Source organism: Flavobacterium sp. AG291 (assembly GCF_003350375.1).
GTDB lineage: Bacteria > Bacteroidota > Bacteroidia > Flavobacteriales > Flavobacteriaceae > Flavobacterium > Flavobacterium suzhouense.
Genome location: NZ_QQAR01000001.1, coordinates 90,955 through 109,225, shown reverse-complemented (window position 1 = coordinate 109,225; position 18,271 = coordinate 90,955). Strand labels below are relative to the sequence as shown.

General features: G+C 39.5%; 12 protein-coding genes and 1 tRNA gene. 6 read left to right on the top strand and 7 right to left on the bottom strand.

Annotated features, from left to right (window positions below; genetic code table 11):
- Positions 1-3: 3 nt before the first annotated feature.
- A complete protein-coding gene (locus DEU42_RS00525) occupies positions 4-1,344 on the bottom strand; it encodes a cytochrome c3 family protein (protein WP_114756324.1) in 1,341 nt (446 codons plus the stop codon).
- 212 nt (positions 1,345-1,556) lie between these two features.
- Between DEU42_RS00525 and DEU42_RS00520 the strand changes: the two genes are divergently transcribed.
- Positions 1,557-1,946 carry an SPOR domain-containing protein gene (locus DEU42_RS00520; RefSeq protein ID WP_114756323.1) on the top strand — a complete coding sequence of 130 codons (390 nt, stop codon included), beginning with the start codon at positions 1,557-1,559 and terminating at the stop codon, positions 1,944-1,946.
- A gap of 111 nt (positions 1,947-2,057) precedes the next feature.
- Here the strand turns inward: DEU42_RS00520 and infB are convergent, their stop codons facing one another.
- From infB to rimP, 3 genes are read right to left on the bottom strand one after another with little or no spacing between them, the layout of a single operon-like run.
- Positions 2,058-4,988 carry a translation initiation factor IF-2 gene (gene infB / locus DEU42_RS00515; RefSeq protein ID WP_114756322.1) on the bottom strand — a complete coding sequence of 977 codons (2,931 nt, stop codon included), beginning with the start codon at positions 4,986-4,988 and terminating at the stop codon, positions 2,058-2,060.
- A gap of 55 nt (positions 4,989-5,043) precedes the next feature.
- Positions 5,044-6,285 (bottom strand): transcription termination factor NusA, encoded by a 1,242-nt coding sequence (gene nusA, locus DEU42_RS00510; protein WP_114756321.1) that lies wholly within the window; start codon positions 6,283-6,285, stop codon positions 5,044-5,046.
- An 18-nt stretch (positions 6,286-6,303) separates the two neighbouring features.
- Positions 6,304-6,768 carry a ribosome assembly cofactor RimP gene (rimP, locus tag DEU42_RS00505; RefSeq protein ID WP_114756320.1) on the bottom strand — a complete coding sequence of 155 codons (465 nt, stop codon included), beginning with the start codon at positions 6,766-6,768 and terminating at the stop codon, positions 6,304-6,306.
- 175 nt (positions 6,769-6,943) lie between these two features.
- Here rimP and DEU42_RS00500 point away from each other — a divergent pair, with 175 nt between their 5' ends.
- The gene (locus DEU42_RS00500) at positions 6,944-7,789 is read left to right on the top strand and encodes a universal stress protein (protein WP_114756319.1); all 846 of its coding nucleotides are present in this window, start codon (positions 6,944-6,946) and stop codon (positions 7,787-7,789) included.
- 117 nt (positions 7,790-7,906) lie between these two features.
- Here DEU42_RS00500 and DEU42_RS00495 read toward each other — a convergent pair.
- A tRNA-Gln gene (locus DEU42_RS00495) sits at positions 7,907-7,977 on the bottom strand.
- Between the two features lie 345 nt (positions 7,978-8,322).
- On the opposite strand from DEU42_RS00495, the gene DEU42_RS00490 reads away from it, so the two are divergent.
- Together DEU42_RS00490 and DEU42_RS00485 are read left to right on the top strand one after the other, a co-directional pair.
- Positions 8,323-11,604 (top strand): DUF2723 domain-containing protein, encoded by a 3,282-nt coding sequence (locus tag DEU42_RS00490; protein WP_114756318.1) that lies wholly within the window; start codon positions 8,323-8,325, stop codon positions 11,602-11,604.
- 75 nt (positions 11,605-11,679) lie between these two features.
- Positions 11,680-12,318, top strand: a complete 639-nt coding sequence (locus DEU42_RS00485; RefSeq protein WP_114756317.1) for a polysaccharide deacetylase family protein — start codon at positions 11,680-11,682, stop codon at positions 12,316-12,318.
- On the opposite strand, the gene DEU42_RS00480 is transcribed toward DEU42_RS00485, so the two are convergent.
- Positions 12,315-12,611 (bottom strand): thioredoxin family protein, encoded by a 297-nt coding sequence (locus tag DEU42_RS00480; protein WP_114756316.1) that lies wholly within the window; start codon positions 12,609-12,611, stop codon positions 12,315-12,317. The two genes, DEU42_RS00485 and DEU42_RS00480, sit on opposite strands and share 4 nt — an antisense overlap.
- An 84-nt stretch (positions 12,612-12,695) precedes the next feature.
- Complete coding sequence (locus DEU42_RS00475) at positions 12,696-13,913, bottom strand: metallophosphoesterase (RefSeq protein ID WP_114756315.1); 1,218 nt, start codon at positions 13,911-13,913, stop codon at positions 12,696-12,698.
- A gap of 157 nt (positions 13,914-14,070) precedes the next feature.
- On the opposite strand from DEU42_RS00475, the gene polA reads away from it, so the two are divergent.
- On the top strand, positions 14,071-16,905 hold the full coding sequence (polA, locus tag DEU42_RS00470) for a DNA polymerase I (protein WP_114756314.1): 2,835 nt from the start codon (positions 14,071-14,073) through the stop codon (positions 16,903-16,905).
- Between the two features lie 28 nt (positions 16,906-16,933).
- Entirely contained in the window at positions 16,934-18,256 is a 1,323-nt protein-coding gene (locus DEU42_RS00465; RefSeq protein WP_114756313.1) for a serine hydrolase domain-containing protein, read from the top strand.
- Positions 18,257-18,271: the final 15 nt, after the last annotated feature.

Sequence of the window (18,271 nt, the reverse complement as noted above, 5' to 3'; positions counted from 1 at the left end):
TGATTAATAGTGACATTTACCACACTCAGTACCACCCATGTTTGCAGCAGTAAGCTTAACTACGCCATATTTTTTGGCAAGCTCGTCGTGGATTTTCTTGTAGTAGTCGTTACCTTCGACCTTAACATCCGTCTCACGGTGACAGTTAATACACCAGCCCATTGTTAATGGAGAATGCTGCTTCATAACTTCAAAAGTCTCAACAGGACCGTGACAAGTCTGACACTCAACACCTGCAACAGAAACGTGCTGTGAGTGGTTGAAGTAAACGAAATCCGGAAGATTATGAATTCTCACCCATTTAACTGGCTTTTGTTTTCCGGTATATTTTTGAGCTGTAGCATCCCAACCAACAGCATCGTATAATTTTTTAATTTCACCAGAGTAGAACTCTTTTGAATGCTCAACATAAGTAGAATCTTTATCTCCCTGGAATTCAGAAATATTTTTATGACAGTTCATACACACATTAAGTGACGGTATACCAGAAGTCTTACTCACCCTTGCAGAAGAGTGACAGTACTTACAATCAATACCATTATCACCAGCGTGAATTTTATGCGAGAAGTGGATTGGCTGGATTGGCTGATAATCTTTATCAACACCAACCTGCATTAAATAACCATACAGGAAGTATGACGAAGCCAACATAAGAAGAATAACCGTAACCAATACAAGGAACTGGTTTTTAGCATAAGCTTTCCAAAAAGAAACTGAAGAAGTTTCAGGAAGCTCTAAACCTTTTACCTCCGCTACTTTCTTAAGCGTTTTAGTCACCATAACAAGCATTACGATAAGAACCGCAAGCACAAGCACAAGCAAACCAAGCACTAAATTGTTAGACATCCCACCATCCTGAGAAGCACCTCCGCCAACAGAAGCAACAGCACCACCAGCAGGTTTCTCAATTGGAAGCGAGGTATACGCAAGGATATTATCAATATCCCCGGTAGACAACTGCGGGAAAGCAGTCATGACAGCATTGTTATTTTCAGCAAAAAGCTTAACTGCAGCAGGATCACCTGCTTTTATCATTGCACTACTGTTCGCTACCCACTTGTAGATCCACGCACGATCATGCTTGTCCGCAACACCCCTCAATGCAGGCCCTGTAGACTTGGCATCAAGTTTGTGACATGCAGCACAAAGAGTATTAAACAACTCTTTACCTTTTACAGGATCACCAGCTCCTTCAGCAGGTGCCGCTGCAGCCGCATCGGCCGCTGGAGCTGCTGCAGGTGCCGCAGCATCCTGTGCATAAGACGTAATGGAAAATGATAGCGAGAACGCCAGACAGAACAATAAAATTCTTGAAAACGAAGTATGGTTACCCACTTTTTTCATATTAAAAATGATTATCGACTTAAATTGGTATAGTTTTTTAAGCCCAAGCTTAGAAACACTATGCTTTTTTAAAAACTCCCACAAAAATACGACTTATGTATTATTCTCAAACCTTAAATAAATCTTAATGGTTAATTTATAAAGATTCTAAATAAATACCGCCTTTCCCCGTAAAATAATATGTTGTACTTTTGCGTTAAATACAGTTCATTATGAGAATTTTAAAACTAAAACCCTATTACATCAGCCTAATTTTCCTCACATTCTGGAGCATAAACACACATGCTCAAGAGAGCAATGTTTCTGTGAATCAGGATACCAGATTTGAACAGCTATTAAAGGAAAAACGTAAAATAAACCCTTCAATAACTGTAAATGACCGCTATAAAGTCCAGATTTTTTACGGAGACAATGACAAAGCCAGAAAAGCGCTTTCTGACTTCAAAAGAGACTTCAAAAATATTGATGGCACAATAGTTTTTGAAAGTCCAACATACAAAGTATGGGTTGGTAACTTTAAATCAAAAATAGACGCCGAAAGAACAATGGTAGATATAAAGAAAAAATATCCTCACGCATTGCTGATAAAACCAAACAAGTAAACTTGAAACATATAAAAAAAGCACGCAAATGCGTGCTTTTTTTATTCATGTAACAGAAAATTAAAACCCCGACTGTTTTCACAATCGGGGCTTTATATTCTAAAAACCTAATTACTTAAGCTTTTTCTTAACTTCAACTTCCTGGTAAGCTTCGATAACATCATACTCCTGAATATCGTTGTAATTCTTTATCTGCATACCACAGTCATATCCTTTTGAAACTTCCTTAACGTCATCTTTGAAACGTTTAAGTGTTGTAAGTTCTCCGGTATAGATAACCACACCTTCACGGATAAGTCTGATTTTAGAACTTCTGAATATCTTACCATCGGTAACCATACATCCTGCAATAGTACCCACTTTAGATATTTTGAACGTCTCACGGATTTCAGCAGTACCTGTAACTTCTTCTTTAAGTTCCGGAGAAAGCATACCTTCCATGGCATCCTTAAGATCATCAATAGCATCATAGATGATAGAGTAGTTCCTGATATCGATTTCCTCTTTATCAGCAAGAGTTCTCGCACTTGCCGAAGGGCGAACGTTAAATCCGATAATGATCGCATCTGAAGCAGATGCCAGCAATACGTCAGATTCTGTAATTGCTCCAACACCTTTGTGAATAATCTTGATTTCGATCTCTTCAGTACTTAGTTTAGAGAATGAGTCTGCAAGAGCTTCAACCGAACCATCCACGTCTCCTTTGATGATAATATTAAGTTCTTTGAACTGACCAAGAGCGATACGTCTTCCAAGTTCTGCAAGCGTAGTATGTTTCTTAGTACGTGCAGACTGCTCACGGATAAGCTGAGTACGTTTAGCAGCAATTTGCTTAGCCTCTTTCTCATCTTCGTATACACTGAATTTATCACCCGCAGTAGGCGCACCGTCAAGACCCAGTATTGATATTGGCGTAGACGGACCGGCAACTTTTACATTGTTACCACGCTCATCGTGCATCGCTTTAATTTTACCATGGTTTTTTCCGGCAAGAACATAATCACCTACCCTTAGTGTACCACCCTGAACAAGCACTGTAGAAACATACCCTCTACCTTTATCAAGGAAAGCCTCCACTACAGCTCCAACAGCGGCTTTATCCGGATTAGCTTTAAGATCTAATATCTCTGCCTCAAGTAGTACTTTTTCAAGTAGATCCTTAACACCTATACCTTGTTTTGCCGAAATATCCTGTGATTGGTATTTACCACCCCAGTCTTCAACAAGAAGGTTCATACCGGCAAGTTTTTCTTTAATCTTTTCAGGATTCGCCGTTGGCTTATCAATTTTATTGATTGCAAATATCATTGGAACACCAGCTGCCTGAGCGTGGTTGATCGCCTCTTTTGTCTGAGGCATGATATCGTCGTCAGCCGCAATCACGATAATCGCAATATCGGTAACCTGAGCACCACGTGCACGCATCGCTGTAAACGCCTCGTGACCCGGTGTATCAAGGAATGTAATTTTCTGGCCATTATCAAGGGTTACACCGTAAGCACCAATGTGCTGTGTAATACCACCCGATTCACCTGCAATTACGTTCTCTTTACGTATATAATCCAGAAGGGACGTTTTACCATGGTCAACGTGACCCATTACGGTAACAATAGGAGCCCTGTGAACAAGATCTTCTTCCTTATCCTCAATAACCTCCATTGCCTCTTCAATATCCGTAGTAATGAATTCTACTTCAAAACCAAACTCATCAGCAACAATACTAAGAGTCTCCGCGTCAAGACGCTGATTCATGGTTACCATGATTCCAAGCGACATACATACTCCAATCACTTTAGTAATTGGCACATCCATCATGGTTGCAACCTCACCTACAGTTACAAACTCTGTAACTTTAAGTACTTTGCTTCCTTCTTCAAGCATTCTTTGCTCATCATCAGATTTCTGACGGTGGCTATCACGCTTATCTCTTCTATATTTAGCCGCTTTTGACTTATTTCCTTTACCCTGAAGTTTTTCAAGAGTCTCACGGATTTGGTTTTTAACCTCTTCTTCGGTAGGCTCAACCTTAGAAACAATAGCCGGACGCTTTTGACCGAATTTATTACCACCTTGTTGGTTGTTCGGACGGATAGTTTGTCCTGTTCCGCCTGGTCTTGGGCCATTATTATTACCCTGACCCTGCTGGCCACCTCCCTGTCCTTGCGGCTTAGGAGCAATCCTGTTTCTTTTTTTCTTATCATGGTTCGCACCACCACCTTGCTGGTTAGCACCAGGTGTACCCGGTTTGCCACCATCTTTCTTGAAGTCCTCTTTTTTCTTCTTAGGCTTATTGAACTGCGAAAGGTCAATTGTCTGCCCTGTAAAAGTAGTACCGCTTAATTTTTGGTATTGCGTTTTAATCTTTTCATCCTCCTGGGTTGCAGGCGCACTCTGAGGAGTTTGTGCCTGTACCTGGGGTTGTGGTTTTGTTTCAGCAACAGCAGGCTTCTCAACAACCTCTTTAGGTGCTACAGGAGCTTCTTGTTTCTGAACAGGCGCTGCCGGCTTCTCCTCTTTCACTTCAGCTACAGGAGCAGGCTCGGCTTTAGGAGCCTCCACTTTCGGAGCTTCTTCTTTTGGAGTTTCCACTTTTGGCGCTTCAGGTTGTACCTTAGGCTCCTCAACTGGTGCTTTAGGCTCCTCTTTTGCAGGAGTGGCTGAAGAAGTTTCTGCTTTTTTAGTACCAAGGTCAATTTTGCCCACAGCAACCGGACCGGATAGTGTAGCTCTCGCCTTGATCACTTCCTGTCTTTGCCTTTCTTCATCCTGCTTCCTTTTATCCTCAATCTCTTTTTCTCTTTCGATACGAAGTGCTTCTTTCTCTTTGCGTTTTTCTTCGCTTACTTCAAGAGAAGCCGCCTTCTTACCTTTATCGGCAGAAAACTGATTGAAAAGGGCATTATATTCCTCATTGGATATCTTAGCATTAGGACTCGACTCAATCACGTGCCCTTTGTCCTTAAGATATTCCACGGCTCTGTCCAGCGAAATATTTAATTCCCTTAATACTTTGTTTATTCTTATTGCTCTTTCTTCAGACATACAATCTTTTTAATTTTATCTTCGGTGTTGTACTGGCTTGTAAATTTAAACCTTCTTAATCTTCAAACTCTTCTTTAAGGATTCTCATTACCTCAAGTATTGTTTCCTCTTCAAGATCGGTCCTTCTTACAAGATCCTGTACATCCTGGTTCAATACGCTTCTTGCGGTATCCAGACCTATTTTTGCGAATTCTTCTATCACCCATCCTTCGATTTCGTCAGAGAACTCAGTTAATTCAACATCTTCATCTTCTGCAGCATTTCCTTCACGAATAACATCAAGCTCATAACCTGTTAAAAGACCTGCAAGCTTAATATTGTGTCCGCCACGTCCGATTGCTTTAGAAACTTCCTCTAGTTTAAGGAAAACTTCTGCTCTGTTATTAGACTCATCAATTTTAATCGACGATACTTTTGCCGGGCTAAGTGCCCTTGAAATATAAAGCTGTGTATTGGTTGTGTAATTGATAACATCAATATTCTCGTTACCAAGCTCGCGAACGATACCATGGATACGCGATCCTTTCATACCAACACAAGCTCCCACAGGGTCAATCCTGTCATCATAAGAGTCTACAGCAACTTTTGCTTTCTCTCCAGGAATCCTTACCACTTTCTTAACCATGATAAGACCATCGAATACTTCCGGAATTTCCTGTTCGAATAATTTCTCAAGGAAAAGTTCAGATGTTCTTGACATGATGATCTGTGGCTTATTACCTTTAAGCTCAACGCTTTCTATAATACCACGAACGTTATCTCCTTTTCTGAAAAAGTCAGAAGGAATCTGTTTTTCTTTAGGAAGCACAATCTCATTTCCTTCATCATCCACCAAAATTACAGCTTTTGGTCTAACATGGTGCACTTCTGCAGTATAAATATCACCTATAATGTCTTTAAACTGCTTATAAAGGTTAGTATTATCATGCTCATGGATCTTAGAAATAAGGTTTTGACGCAGCGCAAGTATCGCTCTTCTTCCTAACTGGATAAGCTTTACCTCTTCCGACACATCTTCACCAACCTCAAAATCCGGCTCAATTTTTCTTGCTTCAGAAAGCGATATCTCCTGGTTAGGATCTTCAACCTCACCATCAGCTACCACCACACGGTTTCTCCATATCTCCATATCCCCTTTATCCGGGTTTATGATGATATCAAAATTATCATCCGAACCATATTTCTTTTTCAGTGCATTCCTGAACACATCTTCCAGGATAGCCATAAGCGTTACTCTGTCTATAAGCTTATCGTCCTTAAACTCTGAAAACGAATCTATTAACGCGAGATTTTCCATGCCAACTTTCTTATTTTTTTAAAATTTTATTACAACAACTGCTTCTTTAATATCCTGATAAGGCAGTTCAAGCCTTTTCTGGACAGTTTCTTTTCCTTTACCTATTTTTTTAGGTTCGCGGGCTTCCCACTCCAACACTATAAATTCATCATTAGCATCGGTAATTTCAGCCTCAATCTGTTCTGTAGCGGTTTTTACACTTAATGTTCTGCCAATGTTTTTTCTGAACTGCCTTGGCATTTTAAGCGGGCTTGCCGCCCCACCTGAAGCAACCTCCAGTGAAAAATCTTCTTCTTCCCTGTCAAGATTATGCTCAATTGCCCTACTGATATCAATACAATCCTGAAGATTTACTCCGTTATCACCATCAAGCGTTACCATTATCTTGTTTGCACCGGTAATGGAAAATTCGATTAAAAACAACGAAGGACGCTCCTCAAGAGCTGTTTTAAGCAAGTCTGCAACTTTTTCCTTAAATGTCATATCTGTATAAAAAGAGGGGACTCCCGTCCCCTCATTATTTAGTATTTAGTAAATAACGATGCAAATATAGTATTTTTTTTTATATCTTGAAAATCATTGGATAATGCAATTTTAATTCTTACCTTTATGATATTAAATTTCCACCCAAATTTTTGTTAACTATACATCATAAATTATGAAGAAAATTTTAGTCCCTACCGACTTTTCAGCCCATGCAGAATACGCCCTTAAAGTTGCCGCTCAGATAGCACGCAAAAATAACGGCGAGATATTCCTTCTACACATGCTGGAGCTACCTGCTCTTGCCAGCGACGGAATAGGCGAAAGTAACGCAGTAGGAAGCAGCACAGACCTGCCTGAAGTTATGTTCTTTATGCAAAAGACCAGAGAGCGCTTCGAGGAGTTTGTAAACAAACCTTATTTAGCCGGCATTAATGTAGTAGAAGCCATTCAGTTTGAAAAAACTTTTGAAGGCATCATAGGACACAGCAAAAAACACAACATAGACCTTATAGTAATGGGATCTCACGGAGCAAGCGGCTTCCAGGAAATGTTCATCGGATCAAACACTGAAAAAGTTGTAAGAACATCAGACGTACCTGTACTGGTTATCAAAAAAGAAGAAGACAACTTCAATCCTCAGAAATTTGTATTCGCTTCAGACTTTTCAGACGAGATCAAAAAACCATTCGCCAAAGTGGTTGAATTTGCCAACAGCTTCGAAACAGAACTTCACCTGGTATCAATAAACACACCTAACAATTTCAAATCAACTCACGCTGCAGAAAAAACAATACAAAACTTCGCTTCTCAGTTTGACATCAAGAACGGATACACATCACACATCTATAACGACGTAAACATCGAGAAAGGTGTACTTCATTTCGCAAACAACATCAATGCCGACCTTATAGGCATGAGCACACACGGAAGACAAGGCCTTGCCCACTTCTTTAACGGAAGCGTAAGCGAAGACCTGGTTAACCACGCTGTTCGCCCGGTTATCACTTTCAGAATATGATAAACCCTGATATTATAAATAAAGCGGCTCTTAGCCGCTTTTTTTATCCCCACAATCCTTTAATTTACAATTGAACCAAAAAAAGGAAAGCCTCTCATTTCTGAGAGGCTTTTTCTGTTGGTCTACTAGGACTCGAACCTAGAATGACTGAACCAAAATCAGTAGTGTTACCATTACACCATAGACCAATTAGTTCCTTATTGCGGGTGCAAATGTAGTACATAATTCCATTTTTGCAAACTTTTAAACTGAAAAAAATTAATTTTTTTTCTGCTTTTCCCCTTACATATCCGTAACCCAAACATAAACAAACAGATAGACAGAAATAAAAATTTAAAAAAATTTACACTCATAATCCGTCTCAGCAATTTATTCCCCTCAACCCCGTTAGCTACACTAAATACAAAATAAGTGCACTTCGAAAAAAGATGGATTTTTCTTTCTAAAACACATATTATATACAAAATTGAGTTTTGCTTAACGAAAAAAATAGTTTCTTTGCATATTAGATATCACCGAACAACAATCATTACATGATAACATTCAATTTCAAAAAATGGAATACCATCCTGGGATGGTCAGTTTTTGCCATTGCCTTACTTGTTTATTCCCTAACAGTTGAACCCACCCTTAGTTTTTGGGATTGCGGTGAGTACATTGCCACCTCTGCAAAACTTGAAGTAGGCCACCCCCCGGGAGCCCCACTTTTCCAGATGATCGGCGCGTTCTTTGCGATGTTTGCCACCGGGCCTGATAAGGTAGCCCTGATGGTAAATATGATGTCGGTGTTTTCAAGCGCCTTTACCATACTATTTATGTTTTGGTCGCTTACTATATTATTAAAGAATCTTATTAGTAAAGTATCAGAACTAAACAACAATAACGCCCTTGTTATATTAGGAGCCTCTGCAGTAGCCAGCTTAGCCTATACTTTTACAGACAGCTTTTGGTTTAACGCAGTTGAGGCAGAAGTATATGCCATGGCATCGCTATTTATTGCTCTACTATTATGGCTAGGCCTTCGATGGGAGGAGGAAATGAATACCCCAAGAGGCAACAAATGGCTTCTTATCATTTCATTGGTTGTAGGTTTATCATTTGGTGTACACTTTATGGCTTTGCTTACGATTCCAAGCATCGGTTTTATCTACTACTTTAAAAACTACCAAAAGATAACTGTAAAGAGCTTTATCATCGCTAATATTGTAATTGTAGCGATACTTCTTTTCATATTCAAACTGTTATTACCATATACCATGGCGCTTTTCGGTAAAACTGAAATCTTCATGGTAAACTCCTTCGGACTTCCTTTTAACTCAGGAACCATCTTCATGGCCCTTGTTATTATTGCTTTCTTTTACTTTGGTTTGCAATACACTAAAAAGAAAGAACTTCCTTTCTACAATACTATACTACTTTGTGTACTATTCATCTTTATAGGATTCTCTACATGGATGATGCTACCTATCCGTGCTAACGCTAATGTAGTAATCAACGAAAACAGGCCATCGGATGCTGCCGAGGTACTTGCCTACTATAATCGTGAGCAGTATGGAGAGCAAAAGCTATTCTATGGCCCTATGTATTCTGATGCTTTTGCGGGTCTTGACAAAAATAACCCATATGAGGACGAAAAACCTAACTATCAAAGGGATTACAAAACCGGCAAATATGTTATTGTAAACAATTTCAAAAATGCCAAGCAAAACACCGACGATAATCACAAAGGATTTATGCCAAGGATGTGGAGTACTGAGCATGCTGCTAACTACATGCGTTATACAAAACCGCTTGAATTCAGACTTAATCCATCATACGATTATGAAAATGAATTAAGAAAATACGGTTTACCTGTAGAACAGATGAGCGACGAGGATTATAATGCCGCCATGGGTCAGATCAGAGGTGAAATAGAAAACATCGTTAACGATTTTAAAGCTTCGTATAAGTCAGGACAGGCTGATTATGAAGATTACGAGAAATTCCTTAAAACCTACGGTGATTACCTTATCATTGAAAAGCCATCATTTGGAGACAACATGAAATACATGTTCGAATACCAGTTTGGCTATATGTACTGGAGATACCTGATGTGGAACTTCACTGGGCGCCAAAATGACCTTCAGGGACGTTGGGACATTATCGAAGGGAACTGGTTAAGCGGTGTAACCCCAATTGATGAAATTCATCTTGGCTCGCAGCAAAACCTTTCTACAGATATGAAAGAAAACAAAGGACGTAATACTTATTACTTCCTTCCATTCATTCTTGCGCTTGTAGGGATTGCGTTCCACGCTAAAAAAGACCCTAAGAGCTTTTATGTATTACTCACACTATTCCTATTTACAGGTATTGCCTTAAAGATATACCTTAACGAAAGACCTTTTGAACCACGTGAAAGGGATTATGCCCTTGTAGGTTCATTCTATGTATTTGCCATGTGGATTGCCTTTGGTATTTATGCCATCTATGACGGACTTAAAAAATATGTTCAGCCTAAAGTAGCAGGACCGGTTATTCTTGTAGTTAGCTTACTTGCCGCACCAGTACTTATGGCTTCTCAAAACTGGGACGACCATGACCGTTCAGGAAAATATACTGCTATAGCAATGGCAAAAGCTTATCTCTCGTCATGTGACCAGAATGCAATACTATTTACCATTGGTGATAACGATACCTTCCCGTTATGGTATGCGCAGGAGATCGAGGGCTTCCGTACCGATGTGAGGATCGTAAACACAAGTTTACTAATGACTGACTGGTATATTGACCAAATGAAGGCCAAAGCCTATGAGAGTGAGCCAATGCCAATTAGCTTCCAGACAAGTCAGTACAAACAGGGAACACGTGACTACAGCCTTTATGTACCTGAAACAGAAAACAGATGGCCTCTTAGCAACTTTATCGATTTTCTTAAATCAGATGATGAAAGGGTTAAAAAAGAACTTAACAATGGTCACTTTGTAAACTACTACCCTACTAACAAGGTAAGAATACCGGTTAACAAAGAAGAAATAATCAAGAACAAAATCGTTGCACCTAAGCAATTCGATTCTATCGCACCATATATTGATATTACTATCAAAGGTGATGCACTTTACAAAAACCGTCTTATGATGCTTGACATCATCAATAATAATAACTGGAAGCGACCGGTATATTTTACCGGAGGAAGCTTTGGTGATGATGATTATCTATGGATGAAGGATTACCTTCAGCTTGATGGCATGGTATTTAAACTTGTTCCAGTAAGAACAGCCATCCCTAAAGATGGTAGCCCTCTTGATATGGGCTACATAGATACTGATAAAATGTATGACATTGTTATGTCCTGGGATTGGGGTAATAGCGACAGCCCTAAAATTTACCATGACCCGGAGACACGTAAAAACAGTATTACCTACCGAACCAATCTTGCCCGATTGATGGAGGCGCTTATTAAGGAAGGTAAAAAAGACAAGGCTAAAAAGATCATCGATCTTGCCATGACTAAAATGCCGGTAGACTTCTATGAGTATTACACCCTGCTTGAACCTTTTGCATCAGGCTACTATCAGTTAGGCTACCAAAAAGAAGCGCATGAACTACTTGACACTCTGATTAAAAAGTATCAGGAGAACCTAACCTTTTATAGAGGCCTTTCAGTAAGTGACCAAAACCTTGTAGCCATAGACATTATTACCGCAATTGAGCGTTACAGAAGTCTGCTATGGGTTATGAAAGATAATGGTGATGAGCAATACTATAACACTGCAAAAATTAAATTCAATGAATTCAACGAAAAAGCAGGAAGATATAAGAGAGATAAAGAATAGTTAACACAACTATTACTAACTTTGAGATGCAGTACTATTAGTGCTGCATCTTTTTTTTTAAAAAACAATAGCTTTATGAAACCGTATTGGGTAAAAACAGGATGGCTTATCAAAAAAATATTCTCCGGATATGTTTGGGACATTCCTGCTGCCCAAAAAACAGTATACCTGACATTTGACGACGGGCCAATACCACAAGTAACAGAATGGGTACTCGATCTACTTAAACAGCACTCTATTAAAGTTACTTTTTTCTGTATTGGAAATAACATCGACAAGAACCCTGAAGTATTCCAAAAAGTAATAAAAGAAGGACATACTATAGGCAATCACACCTATAACCATATCAATGGCTGGAATACTGATACTGCAGCTTATCTGAAGAATATGGAAACCTGCAGACAATCTATTATAGATAAAAGCGGTATTGACACAAAACTATTTCGCCCACCCTATGGAAAGATAAGCCGTGAACAAGCAAAAGAAGTAAAAAACCTCGGATATCAAATAATAATGTGGGATGTTCTCAGCGCCGATTTTGATACTACTATCACTCCGCAAAAATGCCTGGACAATGTAATAAAAAACGCCGCCAATGGCAGCGTTATTATTTTTCATGACAGTATAAAGGCATTTCCAAATCTGGAATATGCACTGCCGAAAGTTATTGAATATCTTAAAGAAAAGGGATTTAGCTTTGGAACCTTATCTTAGATCTGTTCCTGAACAAGACCAATGATTGTATTAGCATCAAGCTCTCCTGATTGCCTCCACACCATTTGTCCGTCTTTATAGATCATAAGTGTCGGAAGACCTTTAATCCTAAGCGCGTCAGCCAGTTCCTGATTTTTGTCTACATCAATTTTTATCACTTTAGCCCTGTCGCCAAGTGCAGCCGCAACATCCCTTATTACAGGATGCATAGATACTGAAGGCTCATTCCACTCTGTATAAAAATCAATCAGTACAGGTACCTGGGAGTTTATTAGTTCTCCAAATTTTGACATATAATGAAATTTTAAACTGACTTTAAAACTTTTTATAAATAAATATTATACAAATATAGCATTTTTACCAAACGAGCCTACTTTTTAAGCTTTTTTTAGTTCCAGCACTGTAATTTCAGGCCAAATGCCCACACGGCCAGGGTAAGCATGAAAACCAAAGCCACGGTTTACATACACATACCTGCCTAAATTTTCATATAACCCAGCCCATTGTTTATACCTGTATTGTACTGGACTCCACTTAATTACTCCCGGAATTTCAACACCAAACTGCAAGCCGTGAGTATGTCCGCTTAATGTAAGCTGATAATGGTTCGGACTGTCCTTAACTTCGTACTCCCAATGTGATGGATCATGGCTCATAAGGATCTTAAAGTCTTTAGCCGATGTTCCAATGGCTGCTTTACCTAAATCTCCTGCCTGTTTAAAGCCTTCACCCCAGTTCTCTACTCCTATCAGGGTAATCTGTTGCCCGTCTTTTTCGAGCTTTACATTCTCATTAAGCATAAGATTAAAACCTATCTGACGGTGCAGATCTTTTATATCTTCAAAATTCTTTTGTTTATCTGCCTGTGAAGGCCAGGTAACATACTCTCCATAATCGTGGTTACCCAAAACAGAATATTTACCCATAGGAGCCGACTTAATACGCTTAAATGTATCGATCCACGGATGCATTTCTGTAGCATGGGTATTCACGATATCACCCGTAAATAGAATCAGGTCAGAATTCTGCTGATTGATAAGGTCAATAGCATGTTCAATTTCTTCAGGATTATCAAAGCTTCCGCTATGTATATCTGATATCTGAGTTATCGTCATCCCGTCAAAGGCCTCCGGAAGATCCGGAAAAAGAATAGTCTGTTTAATAACCTTAAAATTGTATTTACCCTTAGTCATTCCGTACAATAATGAAAGAAATGGAACTGCCGCCAGACCCAACGCCAGCTGACTGACAAACTTTCGTCTTTCAGGAAGAAAGGACTCATTACTGTTGCCCAAAAACTCTTTCATTAGCCCATCAATAACCCTTACCACATCTTCACCAAACATTACAACTGTTATTACCATTTTTGGCAGGTAAGTAATCAGCAACAATCCTAAAGTGAATAAGGTGGTTTTATTTTGGCCAATGCTGCGGTCAAACTGGGTAAACTGATAAACAATGTATAGAAGAATAAATAGTGAAATGGCAATGTATGCATACTGCACCCATCGTACCCTAAAAACTGTCTTTACCGTCTGAAAAGCATAAATTTCAATTAATGCGACAAAGACAAAGAATAATATCCAGCGAATCATTTAATTTGTTTTTACAAATTAACGAATAAAGGGCTGATTTGTTACAAGCTTATACGAGTATTATAATACATCGAAACCTCTTTTGTTCAAAGTTCATTTAGCAGGCGCTTCCTATTGTGCATCGGTTTGCTTATTTTTACGGCAAATTGATTTTTACATGTCACAACAAAAACGCCTTTTCCTGTTAGACGCTTATGCGCTGATATTCCGTGGTTACTACGCTTTTATTAAGAATCCCAGGATTAATTCCAAAGGCATGGATACCTCTGCCATTATGGGTTTCATGAATTCCCTGCTCGATGTAATAAAGCGTGAAAAGCCCGACCATCTGGCTGTTGCATTCGACAAAGGCGGAAGCCATGTACGTACCGAGATGTTTACAGAATATAAGGCAAACCGTGACGAAACACCTGAAGCAATAAAGGTTGCGGTACCATACATTCAGGAACTGCTAAAAGCAATGCACATACCTGTTATTGAATTAGAAGGCTGTGAAGCCGATGATCTTATCGGCACACTTGCAAAACAGGCCGAAAAGCAAAACTACCAGGTATTTATGGTAACTCCCGATAAGGATTTTGCACAGCTTGTAAGCGAAAACATTTTTATGTACCGCCCTGCACGTATGGGGAACGGTATAGAAATTTGGGGTGTTCCGGAAGTATTGGAACGTTTCGAGATTGAAAGACCGGAACAGGTAATAGACTTTTTAGGCATGATGGGTGATGCAGTGGATAATATTCCTGGATTGCCTGGTGTTGGCGAAAAGACAGCTAAAAAATTCCTGAAAGACTATGGAACGATGGAAAACCTTTTGGCAAACACCCATGAACTGAAAGGAAAAATGAAAGAGAACATCGAAGCCAATAAAGAAAAAGGTTTGATGTCAAAGGTACTCGCTACCATTATAACCGATTGTGATGTAACTTTCCATGAAGAAGATTTTGAACTTAGCACTCCCGATATAGAAAAAGTTGAAGCTATTTTTAATGAGCTTGAGTTCCGCCGTATGGCAGAGCAATTCCAAAAGCTTTTTGATGACAGCACACAACCTGAGTCAGGAGCTCCTAAAGCGGCAACCCCTAAAGCTTCTTCGAAGAACGACCAACAGTTCTCTTTGTTTGGAGGAGGCGAGCCCGACAGCGAAACAGCTGAAACAACAACAACAGGTTTTTACAACACTATAGCAAACACGGACCACTTTTATCAGGCAGTTCAGGGCACTATGGCCATCAATTTCCTGATGCGTGACCTGATGAAGCAAACCAGTGTGAGCTTTGACACTGAAACAACAGGGGTAAATCCTCTGATTGCAGAATTAGTAGGTATGTCATTCTCTTGGGAAAAAGGAAAAGGATTCTATGTTCCGGTTCCTGCCAACCGTGAAGAAGCGCAACAGGTAATAAACCTGTTCCTGCCATTTTTTGAGGATGAAAACATCGAAAAAGTAGGCCAGAATTTAAAATACGACCTTGAAGTACTTGCACAATATGGCGTTACCGTAAAAGGTAAGATATTTGACACTATGATTGCGCATTACCTTATCAATCCGGATATGCGTCACGGAATGGACATACTTTCTGAAACCTACCTTAAGTATTCGCCAGTTTCTATCGAAACACTTATCGGCAAAAAAGGAAAAGGACAGAAATCAATGCGCGATGTAGAGTTAGATCTGATAAAAGAATATGCAGTAGAAGATGCCGATATTACACTTCAGTTAAAAGAGGTGTTTGCCCCTATGCTGGAAAGCACCGATACCCGCAAACTTTTCGATGAAATCGAAATTCCGCTTATGCCGGTACTGGCAGCTATGGAACAGGAAGGTATTAATCTGGATGTTCCTTACCTAAAGGAACTCGCAGCAGAACTTTCGGCTGATATCAAAAAACTGGAACAGCAGATATATGAAACTGCAGGGGAATCATTCAACCTTGCATCTCCAAAACAATTAGGAGACATTCTGTTTGATAAATTAAAAATAGGCGGAGCCAAACAAAAGAAAACTAAGACAGGACAATATGCGACAGGCGAAGAAGTACTTTCTTACCTGGCAGCCGAGAACCCTATTGTTGCCGACATTCTGGAATGGAGACAACTTGTAAAGCTACTTAATACTTATGTGGAAGCACTTCCTTTACAGGTTGAACCTTCAACTGGGCGTGTACATACTGACTATATGCAAACTGTTGCCGCAACCGGACGTTTAAGCTCCAACAATCCAAATCTTCAGAACATTCCTGTAAGAACAGAAAGAGGAAGACAAATACGTAAAGCATTTATTGCCAGAAATGAGGATTATACCATCCTTTCTGCCGATTACTCTCAAATAGAACTTCGTATTATTGCTGCGCTGAGTGGTGATCCGGAAATGGTTAGCGCTTTTCAGAAAGGAGAAGACATTCACGCTTCTACCGCAGCTAAAGTATTTAATGTAGCCCTTAACGAAGTTACCCGCGAACAACGTAGCCATGCCAAAACCGTAAACTTTGGTATTGTATATGGTGTTTCAGCTTTCGGATTGAGCAACCAGACATCATTAAGCCGTTCTGAATCAAAAGAGCTTATTGACGCTTACTACAAAACCTACCCTAGACTTAAGCAATACATAAGTGAGCAGGTTGAAATTGCACGCGAACAGGGCTATGTACAAACCATATCAGGAAGAAGAAGGTACCTGAAAGATATAAACTCCCAAAATATGGTAGTGCGTGGCGGTGCCGAACGAAATGCCGTAAACGCCCCTATACAGGGAAGCGCAGCCGATATTATTAAAATTGCGATGATTAACATCCAGAAAAGGCTTGTTGATGAAGGATGGAAGAGTAAAATGTTACTACAAGTACACGATGAGCTTGTTTTTGACGTTCATAATAGTGAACTCGAAAAAATTAAGCCTATGATCAAGCAGGAAATGGAAAGCGCATTTAAGCTGGATGTTCCTCTTGAAGTAGATATGGGTACCGGAAAAAACTGGTTAGAAGCACATTAATTTCGGTTCATAAGTCAATTTACTATTTATGAAAAGAACGTTTTTAAGCGTAGTAGCATTTATGCTTGCTGCACCATTGTTTGCACAACATGACGGAGCCAAATTTGCAAAAATAGACAGCTTGCTAAACTACCTGTATAACAACAATAAGTTTATGGGTTCGGTTGCCATACAGGAAAAAGGCAATATTGTTTTTCAAAAAGCCTATGGTTATGCCGAAGTGGAATCGAAAACTAAGGCTACACCGAAAAGTAAATACAAAATAGGTTCTATAACAAAAATGTTTACTTCGGTAATCATCTTCCAGCTTATTGAAGAGAAGAAACTAAAACTCGACACTAAGCTGTCAGAGTTTTTCCCAAAAGTAAAGAACGCCGATAAAATTACTATTGGCGACATGCTGAGCCACAAAAGTGGTATATACAACTATACTGACGGCCCTGATTTTGACAGTTACAAAACCAAACTGCAAAACAGAAGAGATATGCTGAACCGAATTGAATCGGCTGCTGCCGCTTTTGAACCGGGCACTAAAGCCGAATACAGTAACTCAAATTATTTATTGTTGGGTTATATTATTCAGGATATTACTAAAAAGCCGTATAAGGAAAATGTAATGTCACGAATTGTGAACAAGGCAGGCCTTAAAGAGACGTATTATTATGGCAAGATCAATCCTAAAAAGAATGAAGCCTACTCTTATGCTTTTGTTGACGGGAAATGGACAAAAACTGAAGAATGGAACGAATCTATAGCCGGAGCTGCCGGAGCGCTGCAGTCTACCCCCGCCGACCTGACAAAATTCGCAAAAGCCCTTTTTGACGGCAAGCTTATCAAAAAAGAATCGTTGACAGAGATGACAACATTAGACATGGGCTTTGGCAAGGGTATCTTTGCCTACCCTTTTATTGAAAGGAAGTTCTTTGGACACAATGGCGGTATAGAATCATTCACATCAATTTTAGGTTATTATCCAAAAGACGACATGGGCATCGCATTACTTATGAATGGCGTTGACTACAATACCAATGAAATAATGATTGGGATATTAAGCTGCTATTACAAGCTGCCGTATATTTTTCCGAATTTTAAAACTGCAAAAATTGACGAAAATATTTTAAAGAAGTACGAAGGTTTTTACAGCAACCCTTCATTACCTTTTAAAGTAGATATAAAGCTGGTTAACGGAGTACTTACTGCTCATGCTACCGACCAGGGTTCTTTTCCGTTGAATCCGCTTAGCGAAACCGAATTCAACTTTGACCCTGCAGGAATAACCATTACCTTTAATCCAAAAGGATTTACCCTGAAACAGGCCGATGGCAGTACGTCGCAATTTACAAAAGAATAGACCTAAAAAAAGCTC

Excerpts from the sequence above, each read along its gene's own strand:
- polA (WP_114756314.1), top strand. The coding sequence starts at position 14,071 with ATGTCACAACAAAAACGCCTTTTCCTGTTAGACGCTTATGCGCTGATA.
- DEU42_RS00490 (WP_114756318.1), top strand. The coding sequence starts at position 8,323 with ATGATAACATTCAATTTCAAAAAATGGAATACCATCCTGGGATGGTCA.
- DEU42_RS00500 (WP_114756319.1), top strand. The coding sequence starts at position 6,944 with ATGAAGAAAATTTTAGTCCCTACCGACTTTTCAGCCCATGCAGAATAC.
- DEU42_RS00465 (WP_114756313.1), top strand. The coding sequence starts at position 16,934 with ATGAAAAGAACGTTTTTAAGCGTAGTAGCATTTATGCTTGCTGCACCA.
- DEU42_RS00480 (WP_114756316.1), bottom strand. The coding sequence starts at position 12,611 with ATGTCAAAATTTGGAGAACTAATAAACTCCCAGGTACCTGTACTGATT.
- nusA (WP_114756321.1), bottom strand. The coding sequence starts at position 6,285 with ATGGAAAATCTCGCGTTAATAGATTCGTTTTCAGAGTTTAAGGACGAT.
- DEU42_RS00520 (WP_114756323.1), top strand. The coding sequence starts at position 1,557 with ATGAGAATTTTAAAACTAAAACCCTATTACATCAGCCTAATTTTCCTC.
- DEU42_RS00525 (WP_114756324.1), bottom strand. The coding sequence starts at position 1,344 with ATGAAAAAAGTGGGTAACCATACTTCGTTTTCAAGAATTTTATTGTTC.
- DEU42_RS00485 (WP_114756317.1), top strand. The coding sequence starts at position 11,680 with ATGAAACCGTATTGGGTAAAAACAGGATGGCTTATCAAAAAAATATTC.
- rimP (WP_114756320.1), bottom strand. The coding sequence starts at position 6,768 with ATGACATTTAAGGAAAAAGTTGCAGACTTGCTTAAAACAGCTCTTGAG.
- infB (WP_114756322.1), bottom strand. The coding sequence starts at position 4,988 with ATGTCTGAAGAAAGAGCAATAAGAATAAACAAAGTATTAAGGGAATTA.
- DEU42_RS00475 (WP_114756315.1), bottom strand. The coding sequence starts at position 13,913 with ATGATTCGCTGGATATTATTCTTTGTCTTTGTCGCATTAATTGAAATT.